The organism is Rothia similimucilaginosa, from assembly GCF_029850875.1.
GTDB lineage: Bacteria > Actinomycetota > Actinomycetes > Actinomycetales > Micrococcaceae > Rothia.
This window is the reverse complement of record NZ_JAOVAM010000008.1, coordinates 1-18,295: the sequence shown is the minus strand read 5'-3', so window position 1 is coordinate 18,295 and position 18,295 is coordinate 1. Positions and strand designations below refer to the sequence as shown.

At 57.3% G+C, this 18,295-nt stretch carries 12 protein-coding genes; 10 read left to right on the top strand and 2 right to left on the bottom strand.

Annotated elements, in window-relative coordinates; translation table 11 throughout:
• Positions 1 to 207: 207 nt before the first annotated feature.
• From QFX05_RS06990 to QFX05_RS06965, 6 genes are all read left to right on the top strand, one after another.
• A complete protein-coding gene (locus tag QFX05_RS06990) occupies positions 208 to 489 on the top strand; it encodes a YciI family protein (RefSeq protein ID WP_279741994.1) in 282 nt (93 codons plus the stop codon).
• A gap of 307 nt (positions 490 to 796) precedes the next feature.
• Positions 797 to 2,398: an acyl-CoA carboxylase subunit beta gene (locus tag QFX05_RS06985; RefSeq protein WP_279741992.1), complete on the top strand. Its 1,602-nt coding sequence runs from the start codon at positions 797 to 799 to the stop codon at positions 2,396 to 2,398.
• 66 nt (positions 2,399 to 2,464) lie between these two features.
• Entirely contained in the window at positions 2,465 to 2,860 is a 396-nt protein-coding gene (locus QFX05_RS06980) for an acyl-CoA carboxylase subunit epsilon (RefSeq protein WP_279741991.1), read from the top strand.
• A 299-nt stretch (positions 2,861 to 3,159) separates the two neighbouring features.
• On the top strand, positions 3,160 to 4,248 hold the full coding sequence (locus QFX05_RS06975; RefSeq protein WP_279741990.1) for a restriction endonuclease: 1,089 nt from the start codon (positions 3,160 to 3,162) through the stop codon (positions 4,246 to 4,248).
• 462 nt (positions 4,249 to 4,710) lie between these two features.
• Positions 4,711 to 7,107 (top strand): restriction endonuclease, encoded by a 2,397-nt coding sequence (locus tag QFX05_RS06970; protein ID WP_279741989.1) that lies wholly within the window; start codon positions 4,711 to 4,713, stop codon positions 7,105 to 7,107.
• A 220-nt stretch (positions 7,108 to 7,327) separates the two neighbouring features.
• Entirely contained in the window at positions 7,328 to 9,085 is a 1,758-nt protein-coding gene (locus QFX05_RS06965) for a DUF885 domain-containing protein (protein WP_279741988.1), read from the top strand.
• 173 nt (positions 9,086 to 9,258) lie between these two features.
• Here the strand turns inward: QFX05_RS06965 and QFX05_RS06960 are convergent, their stop codons facing one another.
• Both QFX05_RS06960 and QFX05_RS06955 read right to left on the bottom strand, forming a co-directional pair.
• Positions 9,259 to 10,551 carry a glutathionylspermidine synthase family protein gene (locus tag QFX05_RS06960; protein WP_279741987.1) on the bottom strand — a complete coding sequence of 431 codons (1,293 nt, stop codon included), beginning with the start codon at positions 10,549 to 10,551 and terminating at the stop codon, positions 9,259 to 9,261.
• Between the two features lie 100 nt (positions 10,552 to 10,651).
• A complete protein-coding gene (locus QFX05_RS06955) occupies positions 10,652 to 11,521 on the bottom strand; it encodes a hypothetical protein (protein WP_279741986.1) in 870 nt (289 codons plus the stop codon).
• Between the two features lie 419 nt (positions 11,522 to 11,940).
• On the opposite strand from QFX05_RS06955, the gene QFX05_RS06950 reads away from it, so the two are divergent.
• From QFX05_RS06950 to QFX05_RS06935, 4 genes are all read left to right on the top strand, one after another.
• On the top strand, positions 11,941 to 13,350 hold the full coding sequence (locus QFX05_RS06950; RefSeq protein ID WP_279741985.1) for a dicarboxylate/amino acid:cation symporter: 1,410 nt from the start codon (positions 11,941 to 11,943) through the stop codon (positions 13,348 to 13,350).
• A 383-nt stretch (positions 13,351 to 13,733) separates the two neighbouring features.
• Positions 13,734 to 14,459 carry a Maf family protein gene (locus tag QFX05_RS06945; protein ID WP_279741984.1) on the top strand — a complete coding sequence of 242 codons (726 nt, stop codon included), beginning with the start codon at positions 13,734 to 13,736 and terminating at the stop codon, positions 14,457 to 14,459.
• Positions 14,460 to 14,599: 140 nt separating this feature from the next.
• A complete protein-coding gene (locus tag QFX05_RS06940) occupies positions 14,600 to 16,420 on the top strand; it encodes an acetyl/propionyl/methylcrotonyl-CoA carboxylase subunit alpha (RefSeq protein WP_279741983.1) in 1,821 nt (606 codons plus the stop codon).
• Positions 16,421 to 16,786: 366 nt separating this feature from the next.
• A complete protein-coding gene (locus QFX05_RS06935) occupies positions 16,787 to 18,187 on the top strand; it encodes an MFS transporter (RefSeq protein ID WP_279741982.1) in 1,401 nt (466 codons plus the stop codon).
• Positions 18,188 to 18,295 lie beyond the last annotated feature (108 nt).

Below are 18,295 nucleotides of genomic sequence, written 5' to 3'. Positions count from 1 at the left end.
CTGTCCTGTCCGAAGCTACTCTGCAGTACTCCGACCCGCCGCCAAAACCTGCCGGTTTCTCTCCAATCGCACTGGTTTCTCACCATATCAATTTCTTGCCGCCGGTGATACCCACCCGGCACCCGAGACGGTACATTAGACAGTGAGGGTGCATGAAGCACCGACCGGCTGCGGAGGTTCCTCCGCTCTGCTCGAAAGAAGACCGATATGGCTTATTACGCAATTACTTACGTTTACGCTGCTCCCGAGGAGCAGGCGAAGTACCGTCCTGCTCACCGTGAGCACCTTGGTTCGCAGATTGAGGCGGGCAACCTGATTGTTTCCGGCCCCCTGCTGGATGGCGAGACCCCCGCCGGCGCTCTGCTGATTGCCAAGGTTGATTCCGCTGAGGCTGCTGAGAAGATTGTGGCTAACGACCCGATGAACATTGGTGGCGCAGTTCTGTCTCACACCGTGACTGAATGGAACCCGGTCCTGGGCACCATCTAAATTTCGCAAAGCTCAAGTAGCTCCCCCCTTCGCCGACAAGGATTGCCGGTGCAAGAGGGGGTTTTCCGCATCGTATCTTTGCGTCCTAGATGCCTCTTTCGCGCTCTTCGCGCATCATTGCGGGCAGTGTGTGCATGAAAGTGTATCTAGTGTTGATATTCTGGCTCCTCATCTGGCATATGTGTGCTAGTTCGCACTATAGTTGAGAGATATGTACGTTGTTCAAGAGTGCTCTTCGGGGCACCTGAGCACCCTATCACCGCAACCACTGGCTCCCGACGATCGGGTGGAGCAGGAACGAGGAATAATGTCCGAGAACCTCCAGCAGGATTTTGACTTGAGCACCACCGCCGGTAAGCTCGCTGATTTTTATGCACGTCGAGAACATAGCTTTGCTCCCAGCGGTGAGGCAGCTATTGAGAAGCAGCACGCACGCGGTAAGAACACCGCCCGCGAGCGCATCGACATGCTTCTAGACGAGGGTTCTTTCGTAGAATTTGATGCCCTCGCCCGCCACCGCACCACCGCGTTCGGCATGGAGGCGAAGAAGCCTCTGGGGGACGGCCTAGTCTCCGGTTACGGCACCGTGGATGGTCGCCTTGTCGCCGTGTATTCGCAGGATTTCACCGTCTACGGTGGTTCTCTCTCACAGGTGAACGGCGAGAAGATTGTGAAGGTGCAGAAGTTCGCTCTGAAGAACGGCTGCCCGGTTATCGGCATTAACGATGGTGGTGGCGCCCGTATCCAAGAGGGTGTGGCTTCTCTGGCGATGTTTGCCGATATTTTCCGCATGAACGTGCGCGCCTCCGGTGTGGTTCCGCAGATTTCTGTCATTATGGGCCCCTGCGCTGGTGGTGCCGCGTACTCCCCCGCTCTGACTGACTACATCATCATGGTGGATAAAACTTCACACATGTTCATTACCGGCCCGGACGTCATCAAGACTGTGACCGGTGAGGACGTGGACATGGAAACCCTCGGTGGTGCGCGTCAGCATAACGCCGTGACCGGCACCAGCACATACCTGGCTGAAGATGAGGAAGACGCTTTCGACTTTGTGCGTGAGCTTCTGGAGTTCCTGCCCTCAAACAACCTTGCTGAGCCTCTGCCCCTGGAGCATGACCAGGAACCCGTGGTAACTGTAGACGATTTGGATTTGGATACTCTCATCCCGGATTCGGCAAACCAGCCTTATGACATGCGCGCGGTCATTGAGTCCGTCGTGGATGACGGCCACTTCTTGGAGATGCAGGCACTTTACGCCCCGAACGTGATGATTGGTTACGCCCGCGTTGAGGGCCGCACGGTTGGTATTGTGGCGAACCAGCCGATGCAGTTCGCAGGTTGCCTGGATATCTCCGCTTCGGAGAAGGCTGCCCGTTTTGTGCGCCATTGCGATGCGTTCAACATTCCGATTCTGACTTTTGTAGATGTTCCCGGCTTCCTACCCGGTACCGATCAGGAATTCAACGGTATTATTCGCCGCGGCGCTAAGCTGCTCTACGCTTACGCGGAGGCGACCGTTCCGTTGGTCACCGTTATTACCCGTAAGGCGTACGGCGGTGCATACATTGTGATGGGTTCGAAGAAGCTGGGTGCCGATATTAACCTGGCGTGGCCCACCGCTCAGATTGGCGTGATGGGTGCCCAGGGTGCGGTGAATATTCTGTACCGTCGTGAGCTGGTTGCTCTGGCGGCTGAGGGTGGCGATGTTGAGGCTCGCCGCGCTGAGCTGATTACCAAGTATGAGGAAGAGCTGCTGAACCCATACCAGGCTGCTGAGCTGGGTTACATTGATGAGGTTATTGCCCCGAGTGAGACTCGCATGCGTATTATTTCCTCGCTACGTGCCCTGCACGATAAGCGTGCGGCAACCCCGGCGAAGAAGCACGGCAATATCCCGCTGTAGGCTTCCGATGTGCCCGCACCATTTGTGGCGCGAGCATTCACAGGATTTTAGGTTTTCTAAGGAGGTGTGCCTTTGGCAGGCTACAACCCGCTGAATTATTTCTCATTCGGTAAAAAGAAGGATAGTTCGGAGGCTACTGAGAGCGCCGAGCAGCTTGAGCGTAGCTCCGCACATTCTTCTGCGCATGCAGATACCGCATCCAGCGCCGCGAAGGATTCTGCTCAGCCTTCGGTAGATACTGACACTAAGCAGGAGCCTCTACTGAAGGTGGTTATGGGATCCCCCACCTCGGAGGAGATTGCTGCCCTCACCGCTGTGGTTGCAATGATGCAGGCAAATGGCGAGCAGCAGGAGCAGAACTTGCTGGTGGGTGCCGCTTCACGGATCCTGAACCGCGGTCAGCGCCTGGGCGCTTCCTTGCGCCCGGGCCCCGGTTCGTGGAGGCGCGCTCGCCCCATGTAATGCGGGTAGCTCACATCTGACGGATAGATTCCCGTTACACCTGCTGGTATGACGGGAATCTATTGTATTGTCCCAAATTCAAGACTTATATTGCGTTATTCAATATCTAATACACTGATTCATATGGTTTCGTCATATTAGAGCCAATAAAGTCATGATGATATATGCTGATGCTACGATGTATATACCGTCACAATAGTGTTAGTAAATTGGCAGGGACCGTGGCAAAGATGATGAATAAAAACCATAGGCCCCCACCGGATGTCTATATCACGCTTCTGTTGCCGGCACTACGGCGCTTGTCGAAGACTGTGCCTCGCACCGCCGCCTATGTTAGCGAGCAGTTGCGGCAGCAGACTAAGGCGTTGGGGTCGAAGAAGAACCTACCGGCTCTTGAATCCACCGATTTTGCGGTGGCTGTGCGTACCACCTTGAAAATCTTGGTGGCACTTCGTTATGCCCAGCTTATGCCTCGTTTGACCCCGTGGGAGAAGAGGAAGTACCTGCTTACTCCCCTGGGTGCCGAACTGACCTGCACCCCGCATCTGCACGGTTCGGTGCCGCCGCATGTTGTGAAGCAGGTGCGGGCTTTGTGCTCTCAGAGTTTGACGGCGAAGAGTGTGAAGAAGCTGCAGAAGCAGGCGAACGCGCTACTGGAGAATGCTGAGGAAGAGCATCGCCTCATTTTTGGCGCTTCTGATACCGGTGCCCTTCATACTCTGTCACCTTTCTCAGGTGCTGATTATACTCAGCTGAACCCCGCTGCTTATGATGCGACCGATGCCGACTACCCTATCCCCGCCCTAAATTCTGCTGAACCTGCAAATTCTTGGCCTGCCGGTCAGTCTCCGCTGGATATTATTTTGCGTGCCAGCGATTCGCCGGTGATTCACGCTCAGGCTGAGTTTGCGGAGCATTTTACGCAGGATTTGATTCAGCATATTCACGCGGTGACGCCAGAATATTTTGAGCAGATTGTTGCCGATATTTTTACGGCTCTTGGTTTTAGTACCGAGGTAACCGGCGGTGCTGATGATAAGGGTGTTGATGTTATTGCCCACTATTCTGAGGGCCTGGATTTCGCGCCGATTTATATTCAGGTGAAGCATTATTGCGGAACTATGAAGGTCACCCCCAACCAGATTCAGAAGCTTGCCGGTGCGGTACTTCTACACGGCGGTTTACAGGGCGTTTTGGTGACCTGCGGTGCTTTTGCGCATCCGGTGCCTGAGTATTTGCAGGGTTTGCCGGGTGCACGCAATATTGCTCTGGTTGATCAGCACCACTTGGTGGAGCTGATGATTCGCCATCGTGTGGGCGTGCTTGATGGTGAGGGCGAGTGCGGTTATCGCATTGATGAGGAGTATTTTGCTTGCGGTTTGGAGTAGCCGGGGGTGTTTTGAGGTGAGTTTTTCTCTCTGAATGTCTCTGGTCTTCGCGCATTTCCTGCGTTATTTCACTTAATGTATTTTCACTTTTCCTTGAGGATATTTTTCATATACCGGCTGGTTTTAGAAATCTAGGTTATTTCTTGAACCAGCCGATACAATGGGATTGTAATGCGTTATATATACTCGCATTATTTCACGAAGTGCATATACCCGTGACGGTGTCAGTACTTCACCATAATTTATAGCGTTCTTTCCGGGTGCACGTCATAGAAGACGGTACGTAAGCGAAACGGGCTGAGAAATCTGTCTTTCCTGCTTCTCTTCACGACGGGTTACCAAAGTGACGACCCAAAAATAAAGATGGTGTCGCCCAGTATTGTGTGATTATTTTCCCGCTCGAATGACTGCACTTTATGAAGAATGCCCGCACGATAAATACCACCAGATAAGGAGCCCAGCGTGGCTTTTGTGAATAAAACAATGCTCCATATCGACCATTCGGAATTGCACTCTCTGCAGCAGGAAACCTCGTGGGAGGCTCTACCAGAGGAAGCACGCACTCTCAGCGTTGCGGCGGCTTTCTCTCTGCTCCGCCATTTTGAGCGCGCTCAGGACCATGGCGAGAAGGTTTTCTTCCCCGATATGTACACCCCCGTAGGTGTGGACCTGGGTTTCAATATGACTCAGCGTTTCATTGCGGTCGATGACAATGTTCTCTTCCGTGAGGCACTCAATAAGCTGATCGCGGCGCTGGTCAATGCTAACTATCTTGAGATATCCCTCAGCCAGTTGCATCCGGGCAACCTGCACTACAGCCTCAGCAAGGCTGGCCGTGAGCTACTCGGTACTCCGAAGGAACAGCAGGCACAGGCTCTTCTACCGGTTCTGCCTCTCCTTAGCGGCGTGCACCTCTTCTACCTGAAGCAGTTCTACCCGGTTCTGCTCTCTCACATTACGGTACGTGGGCTTCTGCCCATCGTTCTGAGCGTGACCCCGTCCTACCCTGCGGCGGCTCCCGTGAAGATTCGCGAGCTGGTGCTACGCGAGTGCGGTTTCGTACAGGGCTGGTACGGTCTGTCATACCTGGAGCAGCGCATTATTGAGCCGGTGATTGCTAAGGCGCTGAGCCTGTTGACCCGCGAGGGCTACCTCCGCACCAAGACTATTCACGAGCACACGGATTCTCCGCTGACTCTGTACTCGCTGTCGCCTTCGGCGAAGGAGCTGGTGGCACGCTATGAGGAGACCGGCGTGCCGGCGAGCGAGCTAAGCTCCGTGCTGGCACTGGTGAAAGATGAGGGCGCCTCCATTACGGCTGAGGATATTGCCGCAACTGATGCTCTGCTGACACATATGGGTGTTCTTCTGCTCGACACCCTCAACGACCATGGCGCCGATGTGGAGCTGAGCCTTCCGAGCCTGGAGCAGGTCTTTGACCGCGACGAGCGCATTCAGCAGGAGTCCTCAAACCCTTACTTTGTGCAGATTGACGCACAGGATTACCTCTACGATGTGCTGATTGCCCACCACTATCTCTCCGAGGGTGAGACTGTCTATTCACTGGGTTCGGCTTTCGCGCCGGCTCTGGCGCAGATGGTTGAGCCGAGCGTTCAGAAGCTGGTGGCTTCGGCCCTACTGGATCCCGCTGCTGTAGATGCTCTGCCATACCCACATCAGTTGCTGCACCCGATTCTGAAGCTTGTGGAGGAGAACCCGCGTATTTCCTACTACAACATCTACGATGAGTTGAAGCTCGCCTTGGATATCCCGTACCTACAGGGTGAGGTTGCTCCGCACCGTTATAAGCTGACCCCACGTCTGCGTAACCGCTATTCGGTGGCGATGCATGTGCTTAAGGGCGAACGCTACCTGAATGCTCTGCGTGAGGGTACGGGTCGTACTTCTCGCAAGAATCCGGAGCGTTATGAGCTGAGCGATGCGGGTAAGGAGCTGCTCAAGCGATTCCCGGAGGGTGCTCCGGAGGCGGTGACCGCCCGCATGGCACCGTTGCCGCCGCAGTCACTCAAGCACAAGCTGCCTCAGGATATTGCGGCTGAATTGCAGGCTCGTGAGGAGGCTCTTCAGGCTGCTAAGGAGGCGCGCGCGGCGGAGCGTCAGGCTCGTCTGGCGGCTCGTGAGGGTGCATCTCGTGAGCAGTTGGCTCCGGTTCCGGGTGCTTCTCCGGCGTTGTTGGCGCGTCCAGCTGGTTCGCCGGTAGCGGCTACTGCCCAGGGGCCCGCTGAGGTTCCGGCGGGACCGGTCGCTGAGGCTACCGCCCAGTCTGCTGTATCCACTCCTGCTGTTTCGGCTACTGAGCCCTCGACCGCGTTGCAGGTGGCTGCCGCTCAGGTGCGTGAGGCGCTGAAGCGTTACCGTCAGGTGTTCCGCCGCGAGGCGTTGGCTCCGGCGTTGGCTCAGGTGTCTGAGGAGCGTTTCCGTAGCATTGGTTTCGATTTGTTCCTAATGCGCGGCTACACTGTAGAGGCTTTGGAAGCTCAGGGCGTGGACGGCGTGGCAATCCCCGCCACCGGCGAAAAAGAACGCGCATTCTACGTACGTACTCTGCGCCCGGTAGCTAGCAGTGTTCTGTCCGCAAGCGTTCAGCCGCAGGATATTACCGCGTTCTTCCTGGCGATTCACGCCCGCGGTGGTCAGCTCGGCACCTTCATCACGAACGCACCGTTCAGTGATGAGGCATACGATGAATTCATCCGCTGCTCAACCAAATACCCGAACATTCTGGTTGACTTGGTATCCGGCGATGAGCTGCAGGACCGCCTCATTGCCCACCGCCTCGGCGTGGTTGAAGGCACGAACGGTCTGCTGGAACTCAACGGCGAATACTTCGCCATCTAGCAGCTTTTAGCCTATCTTGGTGGCGTCCCGGTCTTCTCTTTCCTGCACGTTCAGGTGGGAGAAAGCCGGGGCGTTTTCGCGCCTGCGCCCCGGTGAGTTGTCCCCAGGTGAGCCATTTTCCTCGCATTCGGTGCTGCTCAGCCCGTAATATTGCCGGTTTAGGCGACCTAAATCACCGAAAATCGTGGTTGAAGGCACACCCCTGAGTTAGGATATGAACATGAGCACTTACCAGGAACTTCCCAGCATCTACCGATTGAAGCGCTCGCTGACCGACGTCGATCAGATCGCTAACGAATATTTTGAAAAGGTCCTCGACCTGAACCCCGTCCAGGCAACCGAGCTTGGTCGTAAAGGTGTAGAGACGCTGTATCCCGACTACTCACCCGCCGGGGAGAAGGCTTTTGCGCGCCTTGCTAAGAAGACTTTGAAGAAGGTCGATAACGTCCTGCCTGTTGATGACGTTGACCTGGTCACCCTGGATGCTCTGCAGGAGCGTCTGAGCCTGTATCGCAAGCAGTACAAGGCTGGCTTTGGTGGCTGGCAGATGAACAATATTGCCTCCGTCCCGCAGGAGGTGCGCTCAGTCTTTGACCTGATGAAGCGCAATACCCAGCAGGATTGGGAGCACATTATTGGTCGTATGCACCGCGTGACCGAGGCGCTGGAGGGCCACATCCAGACTCTTGAGGCGGCTCGTGAAGAGGGTAAGGTTGCCCCGCGCCGCCAGGTGGATATTGTCATTGAGCAGACCGCCGCATACTATGCTCCCGGTGGTTTCTTTGACGAGCTTGCGACCGAAGTTGCCGCAGCTGTGCCCTCCCTAAAGGATGAGGCTGCCGCCGGTGCCGAGGCTGCAAAGGAAGGCTACCGCTGCCTCAACAGCTACCTGGTGGAGAAGCTGCAGCCGGTCGCGCCCTCCCGCGACGCTGTGGGCCGTAAGGCGTACAGCCTGCACTCCCGTTCATTCCTGGGTACCACCATTGACCTGGACGAAACCTATGCCTGGGGCGTGAAGGAGCTGGAGAGCATTATTGCTCGTCAGCGTGAGGTTGCCGAAGAGATTGAGCCGGGCGCAAGCATTGAGCGTGCGAAGCAGCTACTCGATGAGGATCCGGCACGTCAGCTGCACGGCACCGATGAGCTGAAGGCGTGGATGCAGAAGCTCGCCGACACCGCGGTAGAGAACCTGGCGGATACTCATTTTGAAATTGGCGGCCCCATGCGCCGCATTGAATGTTGCATTGCGCCCACGAATGAGGGCGGTATTTACTACACCGGCCCCTCCCCCGATTTCTCGCGCCCCGGACGCATGTGGTGGTCGGTTCCCGAGGGTGAGGACACGTTCACTACCTGGCGTGAAACCTCCACTGTGTACCACGAGGGTGTTCCGGGCCACCACCTGCAGATCGCTATCGCTACGGCTCTGAAGGGCACCATGAACTCCTGGCGCACAAACATGCTGTGGGTTTCCGGTCACGGTGAGGGCTGGGCACTGTATGCCGAGCGACTCATGGAGGAACTGGGCTATCTGAAGGATCCGGGTGACCGCATGGGCATGCTGAACGCTCAGCGTATGCGTGCCGCCCGCGTGGTCTTCGATATTGGTGTTCACTGCGAGATGCCGATTCCCGATGAGTGGGCTGAGCAGTTGGGCGTTGAGCCGGGCACCATCTGGACTTCTGACCTGGGTTACGAGTTCTTGAAGCTGAACCTGGACGAGTCCGAGGGTCAGCAGCGTTTCGAGTTCCTGCGTTACCTGGGTTGGCCGGGTCAGGCACCAAGCTACAAGATTGGCGAGCGCCTCTGGCTGGAGCTACGCGATCAGGCTCTGCACCGCGGCGATGACATGCGTGCGTTCCACACACGTGCGCTTCTGCTTGGTTCGGTGGGTCTGGACACTCTGCGCCGCGCCCTGACCGACGAGATGATGCTTCCTCTGGATACTGAGGATGACGATGATGAGGACGACGAGTAGCCCCTCGTCTGCTCGTTCCTCGGCGAGTGGATCTCTGGAGCCTCTGATCTGGAATCTCTGAGCTAGAGTCTTCGATGAGGAACTCTATAGATGAAGTCCCCGCTCCAGCTTTGCGGCTGATGCGGGGACTTCGCTGTATTTTCGTGTCTTCTGAGGATTATATCTTCTGGGGGCTATCCGAAGTTTGCGGTGCGGGGGTCGGTGGTGTCGAATCCCATGCCGGTAGAGTCGTTCAGATCCACCAGGTGCGGGGCAAAGCGGCACCAGTAGTCGGTGAGCGCGCCGTTTGATTCACGGATGCCCACACCTACGGTGCGTCCGTCGACCACCCACACGCCGAGGATGGGGTGGCTGACCGGATTGATAATCCCTTCGTAGTGCGGTGCCGGAATGTACTCCTGGTAGATGAATTCGCTTTCGGGAGCGCTGGCGAAGAAATCGTCGTCTTCAGGCTTGATGAAGACGTCGTAGTCGGGGGCGTAGATTTCTACGCCGTCACCTTCACGCCCGAAGATGGGCTTGCGAACCCAGTTACGCATGCCGCCGCGGTGGCCCGCGTAGGTGGGTACGAGGTTCGGGTGGCCCGGGTACTTGTCCCAGAGCGCAGCGAGCAGCAGCTTATTGGAGAGGAACATCTTCCACGCTGGCTCAATCCAGCGCTGCACAGCGCCATGGTAGGCGAAGAGGAGCTTGTCGTAGCCTGCATCGCTGTCGGTGACCAGGTCTTCCCAGGGGTAAAGCTTGAAGAGGTTGGTGATGGCGCATCCGTAGGCATCTTCCCAGCTCTTGGTTTCATCGTTGAAGATGATTTCGTCGATGGGAATCATGTGGGTTTTGATGCCCGCCTGCTGTGCCGCGTAGGCGATGAGCCAGAGGTTGTTGTAGTCCTCGTTATTCTCATCAATCTCAGCGGTCACATGCGCCAGGTGCAATACAGGCTGCACGCCGGCGGCAATTTCGGCTGCGAAGATATGGCGCCAACGGTTGGTGAAGGCTTCGCCGATTTCGCCCCAGTGGGCGTAGCCGCGGGTGTCGAGGCGCTGATCTTTCGCCCAGGTTTTCTGGCTGACTGCCGCCTCCACGATGCCGGTGGGGGTGTCTGCGTTGTATTCGAGCAGTTTCATAGGGTCTCCGGGCACACCGGAGTAGCTGAAGTCGAAGCGGCCGTAGAAGTCGGCGTCGCGGCGGTTCCAGGATTCTACGGCGAGGTTGAATGCCGCCTGCGGCAGACCGAGGGTACCGAACGCGCCGGAGGCAATGTATTCGACGGTTTCCAGGCATATGCGGTGCATTTCTTCCGCCTGGGCACGCAGGAAGTCCATTTCTTGCGGACTGAAAATGTAGGCGGCGTATTCGTTCCAATAGTGGTCGGTGTCGTGGGGGCCGTCCACGCTGTATGTGAGGCCTTCCTCAATGATGACGTTCTCCCAGTCGGGTCGACCGACAGGAAATTCTTCACGGCGCATGAGGGGCTAGGCTCCTTCGAAATAGTGATTGGAAAATAGTGAGGAAAATGCGGGCGGAACCGTTCAGTCCCTGCCCGCATTCAGTGTGATGGTTTATGGCTTAGCCACCAGAGGTACCGCCACCCGACTTGGAGCCGCCGCCAAAACCGCCCTTACTGCCGGACTTCGAGGACGAACCCGACTTGGAGGTGTTCGACTTGCTGTAGGAGCCGGTGCTACCGCTATTGCTGGTGCCCTGCTTACCGCTGGAGACCGAGCCGGTGGTCTTATTACGCACCGAGGAGGTCTTACCGGAGTTGTTGGTGCCGGTCACCTTGCCCGAGGAGATGGTGGAGGACTTCTTCGCGCTGCGGTAGGAGTCTTCAAAGCTACCGCCCTTAGAGGAAACGCCACTGTAGACGGTGCCGTTGCTGGGTCGGGTAGTACTACCTCCGGAGAGCCTGGTACCCACACCGGGAACCATGGGGGTACCGGTGGAGTTCGCAGCACTCTGGCGACCCAGGTAGTACCAGAGGAACGCATTCGAATTACTGTGGGTGGTGGTCGAACCTGAGGAACTAGAGGAACCAAAAGAACCGGAAGAGCTTGAGGACTCCGTAGAAGAGCCTGAAGGCGATTCGGTCGGCTCCTGAACGCCTGCCTTCTCACATTCGCTATCTTCCACGCGCAGGGCGGTCTTCGCGTCCTGGCAGACGCGGGCGTACTCTTCACCCTGCGACAGGAATGCGTTCTCTTCCTGGTGCATGGAGTTGTAGGCGAAGATGCCACCGCCAATCAGTAGCACGCCAGCGCCAGCTACGGCAATCATTTTGGCGATGCCGGGGCGGGTTGCACCCAGGTTCAGGGCCTGCTGGGCAGAGGTCTGTGCGGCACGGGTAGCAAAGTTGGCAACTGCTTCCATGCGGTTGCCGGGCTTCTTCGGAACGTTAGGGGTGGTGGTTCCGCCGGGGTATTGGGGAGCAGAACTCATGCATCTCTCCTTGAACGGTGGTGCGTGGCGTATTACTCAGCGCGTATATAAAACTGAGTGAATACAGCATCATCCGGCGACTTTCGCCGGACTACCGGTGTGGCTCCAGCATATCAAGCTCTAGCTTTCGGATTATTAGCTGACGGCAAAATCTCAGCAAGCTTCCCAGCATGTTGCGCAGTTGTTTCCTTTCTTTTTGCTTTTGCGGTGACTGCCGGTTAACTATCAGCCGATCTAACTGCCTACTGGCGCAGCAGGCAGCACTGGTGGACACACTGGTAGATGTGCTGTTGGATGCACTGCCGAAAGGTGCCGCCGGAAGGTCACGATTCGTCACACATACCCTATACTGCACCGGATTGCAATACTTCTTCACACAAACTCGCGCCGGAGTACGCAAAAGGTTTAGAGTATGCCACATGTCTACACCGCATGCAGCATCTCGTTCACGTCTACCCAAGTGGGCTACTTCTTTCGGCAACCAAATCATTGCCTCCCTCCTTCTGGGTATTGTTCTTGGCGCGCTCGCTCTCGCATTGGGCGGGGACGCGAAGAGCAACCCTAACTGGCTCATGGTGACCTTAGATACCATTGGTTCCTCCTACATCACCCTGCTGAAGGCGGCTGTTGTTCCGCTGATTTTCACCGCCGTGGTCGCCTCCATCTCTAACCTGTCACAGGTGACTAACGCGGCGCGTCTGGCGGTTAACACGCTCATCTGGTTTGCGATTACCGCGTTCTTCGCAGTGCTCATTGGTATTGCGATGGGCCTGCTTGTTCAGCCGGGCGTGGGCGCGCAGGTGCAGGGCAAGGCGTACACCGGCTCGACCGGGTCATGGACCGCGTTCCTGACCGGTCTGATTCCGGTGAATTTCTTGGGTCTGGGTGTCAGCGCTAAGTCCGGTGATTCCGGCATCACCGCCTCGGCATCCTTCAACGTGCTGCAGATCCTGGTCATTTCCGGCGTGGTCGGCATTGCCGCGCTCAAGGTCGGTGAGGCAGCCAAGCCGTTCATTGACGTGGTCAAGAGCGCTCTGGAGATTATTCAGAAGATTCTATGGTGGATTATTCGCCTGGCACCGCTGGGTACCGTGGGTCTGATTGCTAAGGCAGTGTTCGCGTACGGTTGGGCGTCAATGGGTTCGCTGGTCGCGTTCGTCATCGCCCTCTACATTGGCCTGCTACTGGTCTTTCTCGTGGTCTACCCGATTATTGTTCGCGCGAACGGCCTGTCGGTCCGCCAGTACTTCTCTGGCGTGTGGCCGGCGCTCCAGCTGGGCTTCGTGTCCCGCTCTTCGATGGGTTCGATGCCGATGACTCAGACCGTTGCCGAACGCAACCTGGGTGTTCCCCGCGCCTACGCATCCTTCGCCGTTCCGCTGGGTGCGACCACCAAGATGGACGGTTGTGCCTCGGTTTACCCCGCTCTTGCCGCGGTCTTCGTGGCTCAGTTCTACGGTATTCAACTGGACTTCACCCAGTATCTGCTGATTGTAATGGTATCCGTTCTCGGTTCGGCTGCGACTGCCGGTACGACCGGCGCTATCGTGATGCTGACCCTGACCCTTTCCACTCTGGGTCTGCCGCTGGACGGTGTGGGTCTGCTCCTGGCGATTGACCCGATTGTTGATATGGGCCGTACCGCTCTGAACGTTGCCGGTCAGGCTCTGGTTCCCGCAATTGTGGCTCGCCGCGAGGGCATCCTGGATGAGGATCTCTACAACGCTCCCCGTTTGGAGGGTGGCTTTGTGACTCAGGAATTCTACAATGAGCGCATCGCCGGCGAGGCGCAGCGACTTCACGAGGTGGAGGAGACGGCACGCCGCTAATCTGGCTGAGGCTCACACACGGCGCTAGGCGGTACTGCTTAGCGCCGTGCTGCTTCTCCACCGTCTATGCCCCCAGCATGGGCAAAATACATTCGCCAAACGTCATAAAACATCACGATCGACCCTTCTTTTCGTTAATTCTTGAGAAGAGTTATGATTTTGAGCGGCGTGCTCCATCTCCTACGTGGTTGAGGGGGATGGGACACGCTCTTTTTTATACCCTCCGAGCTCGACGCTCCGGCCCTCCCCTCCCGCAGATCACGCCCTCAGATTACTCCTAGGGCCCGTATTCAGCGCTGATACACCGGCGGAGGGTTCCACCTAGTGACCCTCAATCTGCACCCGAGAGTAAAACTCGCCGGCAACACTCTAAAATAGAACCCATGACTACCAGTGCTTCATCAACCCAACTGATTCTTGCCTCCGCCTCTCCGGCGCGCCGCAAGCTCCTGGAAGACTCGCGCATCGTGTTCACGGTGCGCGTCTCCTCCGTAGATGAGGACGCCGCGCTCACCGCCGCCAACAACCAGGCACGAGCGCAGGGACGGGCAGGACTCACCCCGGCTGAAACAGCCTCCCTGCTGGCGCAACTGAAGGCGCAGGCAGTTGCCGCCGAACTTGCCGCCGAGGGTGTACGCAATGCATTGGTTCTGGGATGCGATTCGGTCTTCGAGTTTGAGGGGGTTGCCTACGGTAAGCCTCACACTGCTCAGGCGGCACGTGAGCGCATCAGCGCAATGAGCGGCAACTACGGTGTGCTGCATACCGGTCACGCACTCGTGGATTTGCGTGGCATTGAGCTGGGTGCCGAATTACCCGCTACTTCTGACCTACCCACTGTTTCTGAGTTGCGCAGTGCTACCGTCCACTTCGATACGCTCAGCCCCGAAGAAATTGAGGCGTACATTGCTACCAGTGAGCCGCTCTGGGTAGCCGGTTCCTTTACCCTGGACGGCTACGGTTCGGCATTTATTCGCGGTATTGAGGGTGAGTTCCACACGGTGGTGGGCTTATCCATCCACGCGCTACGCGATATGCTGCGCCGCCGCGAAGTTGCGGTAACCGAGTTGTGGATAGCAGCCCAAGACGAGGAATTAGATCCAGCGTAATCATATAAATCTGTCTCAAAGCGCGCCCTGAAATACACATTATTGAACACCAATCGATAAGATAGAACAGTATGATGCGCGTTATATTCGCCAATCCTGCCAATGTATCCTTGGAGCAGGAGATTAAAGGAGAGCTTTAAGTGACTCAGCACCAGGCAGAAACCCCCAAGAAATTTACTGCAGTCCCCGGCCGCCATACTGGCCCGGTCAGCAAGATTCTGATTGCTAACCGCGGCGAAATTGCTGTCCGCGTGATTCGTGCGGCCCGTGATGAGGGCCTGCAGACCGTCGCCGTCTACGCTGACCCCGACCGCGACGCCCAGCATGTAAAGCTTGCCGATGAAGCCTACGCTCTCGGCGGAGCCACCGCGGCACAGTCCTACCTGGTGATGGACAAGCTCATTGAAATCGCTCGCCGCTCCGGTGCTGACGCTGTACACCCCGGCTACGGTTTCCTTTCTGAGAACGCACAGTTCGCGCAGAAGTGCATTGACGCTGGTCTGACCTGGATTGGCCCCTCCCCCGAGTCCATCACCCAGCTGGGTGATAAGGTGGCTGCCCGCCACATCGCGCAGAAGGTGGGCGCTCCCCTGGTGCCCGGTACTAAGGACCCTGTCAAGTCCGCCGATGAGGTTGTTGCTTTCGCAGATGAGCACGGTCTGCCCATCGCGGTGAAGGCCGCATTCGGTGGCGGTGGCCGCGGCATTAAGGTTGCCCGTGACCGTGAAAGCATCGTCGAGATGTACGAATCCGCTGTTCGTGAAGCCACCGCAGCATTCGGCCGTGGCGAATGCTTCATTGAACGCTTCCTGGACTCGCCCCGCCACGTTGAGACCCAGTGCCTGGCGGATGCGCACGGCAACGTTGTGGTGGTATCCACCCGTGACTGCTCCCTGCAGCGCCGTAACCAGAAGCTTGTCGAGGAGGCACCCGCCCCCTACCTGAGTGATGAGCAGAACAAGCGCCTCTACGAGGCATCCCGCGCAATTCTGCGTGAGGCTGGCTACCAGGGTGCTGGCACCTGTGAGTTCCTGGTCGGTACCGACGGCACCATCTCCTTCCTGGAGGTGAACACTCGACTGCAGGTGGAGCACCCCGTCTCTGAAGAGATTTCCGGCCTGGATTTGGTTCGTGAGCAGTTCCGCATTGCCCGCGGCGAGAAGATTGAGGATAAGGACCCGGTTCTGCGCGGTCACTCCTTCGAGTTCCGTATTAACGGTGAGGATGCGGGCCGTTCCTTCATGCCTGCCCCCGGTACCATAGAGAAGATGACCGTACCCACCGGACCCGGTGTTCGCTGGGATTCCGGCTTCGTGGCTGGCGACGTTATCGGCGGTAACTTCGACTCCATGCTGGCTAAGCTCATTGTCACCGGAGCGGATCGCGAGCAGGCTCTGCAGCGTGCCCGCCGTGCCTTGGCTGAGCTGACTATTGAGGGTATGCCCACCGTCATTCCGTTCCACCGCGTTGTGTTGAATGATCCCGCTTTCGCGCCGGCTGAGGGCGGCGATTTCAAGGTGCACACCCGCTGGATTGAGACCGAGTTCAACAACACCATCCCCATGTACTCTGGTGCACCCGGTAGCGTGGGCTCCGATGAGGATGAACGCACCACCGTGGTCGTTGAGGTGAACGGCAAGCGCATGGAGGTATCTCTGCCCGATTTGAGCGGTAACGCGAAGCCTGCCGCTAAGTCCGCGTCCAAAACCCGCAAGTCCCGTTCGGCGCGCGGCGCCGCGAAGGGTGGCGGTGACGAGCTGACCAGCCCCATGCAGGGCACCATTGTGAAGGTTGCCGCTTCTGACGGTGACACCGTCGCTGAAGGCGACCTGATTCTGGTGTTGGAGGCCATGAAGATGGAGCAGCCCATTATCGCGCACAAGGCGGGTAAGGTTTCGGGTCTGTCGGCTAAGGCTGGCGATACCGTCACCTCCGGTACGGTGCTGGCGACCATCAAGTAAGACCTTTCAGCACCCTCGCGAGCGCTCCAGGCTATACAAATCCCCCGGAAGGTTTGAGGTATTACCTCGTACCCTTTCGGGGGATTCTCCATATGTGCTCTCTTCTGTTTCTATGGGATTTACGCGACTAACCCCTGTGATTACGTCCAGATAGTGACTGCATTTGTTGGGCTTTTTCTGAACAGAGTTATAATGTTGCACTTTAGAGGAGCCTTTCAGAATCCAGCGCCCACCGCACCCCACCCGGTGCAGTTACGGCCCCCGGTACGCGTCTACAGCACACCCGCATCCCGCGCTGAACGGTCATGGAACACCTACCTCAGGCTCCTTGTGTACACACAAATTCACCATCTGGGAGTTTTCCTCATGAGCGCCTCTGCACCTGACACGAAAGCGTCTGCTGCATCGGTGAAGAATACGACTCCTCGTAGTCGAGTTATTCTTGCCTCGCTCGTTGGTACCACCATCGAGTTCTACGATTTCTACATTTACGCCACCGCAGCCGTGGCTGTGTTCCCTGTGCTGTTCTTCCCCTCGAAGGACGCAACCACTGAACTTCTGGCGTCCTTCGCTACTTTCGGCGTTGCCTTCATCGCGCGCCCTCTCGGTTCAATAATCTTCGGCCACTTCGGCGACAAGATTGGCCGTAAGGCAACCCTCGTCGGTGCGCTGCTCACTATGGGTCTGGCAACCTTCATCATCGGTCTGCTGCCCACCTACCACCAGATTGGTCTGTGGGCACCGACTATGCTAACCATTATGCGTTTCTGCCAGGGCCTGGGCCTGGGTGGTGAATGGTCCGGTGCAGCACTACTCGCCAGCGAATATGCTGAGGAAGGCAAGCGTGCCCGCGCCGCTATGTGGCCTCAGCTGGGCGCACCCATCGGCTTTGTGCTTGCAAACGGCTTCATGCTGCTGCTGACCAGCTGGATTTCCTTCAACTCCGCGACCGACGGTAAGACCCTTGATCATCCCTTCCTCGTCTGGGGTTGGCGTATTCCGTTCCTGATGTCCATCGTGATGGTCGCTGTCGGCCTGTACGTGCGTTTTAAGCTGGAGGAGACCCCCGTCTTCGCCAAGGCTGCCGCTAACAACGAGAAGGTTAAGACCCCCCTCGTTGAGGCGTTCAAGGTCGCTTGGTGGCCCATGATTCAGGGTACCTTCATCATGGTTGCATGCTACGTGCTGTTCTACCTGATGACAGCGTGGGTTCTTTCCTACGGTATCGGCAAGGTTGAAAAGGGCGGTCTGGCTATCCCCTACCGAGAGTTCCTTGTGATTCAGCTGATTTCCATCATCGGCTTCGCAATCTTCATCCCGATCTCGGGTTGGCTGGCCGATAAGTACGGCCGCCGCACCCAGCAGCTGTGGACCACCATCGCGATGGCAGTCTTCGGTCTGTGCTTCGGCCTGTTCATCTCCCCCTCCGTTGTCGGCACCGGCCAGAATGCGAACGTCGCAGTGGTCACCTTCTTCATCTTCATCGGTATGTGCCTGATGGGTCTGTCCTTTGGTTCCATGTCCGCATACCTGCCGGAGTTGTACCCCACCAACGTGCGATACACCGCCAGCGGTATCGCCTACAACGTGGCGTCCATCCTCGGTGCGGCGCTGACCCCGTTCGTGGCAGTGTGGCTGAACACCTCCTACGGTGTGGCTGCCGTAGGCGGTTACCTGGCGTTCGCTTCGATCCTGAGCGTTGTCTTCATCCTGCTCACTCACGAAACCCGTGATGTGGACATGAACGCTGTCAGCACCACGAAGTAAAACTTCGCGGAGCTAACGCGTCTCTACAGCAAAGCGGTGGGGGCCGCCTCCTGAAGTTCTAAGAAATAGGGGGGGGCCCCCCCCCCCCTTTTTTGCGGCCGGGGAATT

Excerpts from the sequence above, each read along its gene's own strand:
- QFX05_RS06960 (WP_279741987.1), bottom strand. The coding sequence starts at position 10,551 with ATGCGCCGTGAAGAATTTCCTGTCGGTCGACCCGACTGGGAGAACGTC.
- QFX05_RS06985 (WP_279741992.1), top strand. The coding sequence starts at position 797 with ATGTCCGAGAACCTCCAGCAGGATTTTGACTTGAGCACCACCGCCGGT.
- QFX05_RS06990 (WP_279741994.1), top strand. The coding sequence starts at position 208 with ATGGCTTATTACGCAATTACTTACGTTTACGCTGCTCCCGAGGAGCAG.
- QFX05_RS06950 (WP_279741985.1), top strand. The coding sequence starts at position 11,941 with ATGTCTACACCGCATGCAGCATCTCGTTCACGTCTACCCAAGTGGGCT.
- QFX05_RS06945 (WP_279741984.1), top strand. The coding sequence starts at position 13,734 with ATGACTACCAGTGCTTCATCAACCCAACTGATTCTTGCCTCCGCCTCT.
- QFX05_RS06955 (WP_279741986.1), bottom strand. The coding sequence starts at position 11,521 with ATGAGTTCTGCTCCCCAATACCCCGGCGGAACCACCACCCCTAACGTT.
- QFX05_RS06965 (WP_279741988.1), top strand. The coding sequence starts at position 7,328 with ATGAGCACTTACCAGGAACTTCCCAGCATCTACCGATTGAAGCGCTCG.
- QFX05_RS06935 (WP_279741982.1), top strand. The coding sequence starts at position 16,787 with ATGAGCGCCTCTGCACCTGACACGAAAGCGTCTGCTGCATCGGTGAAG.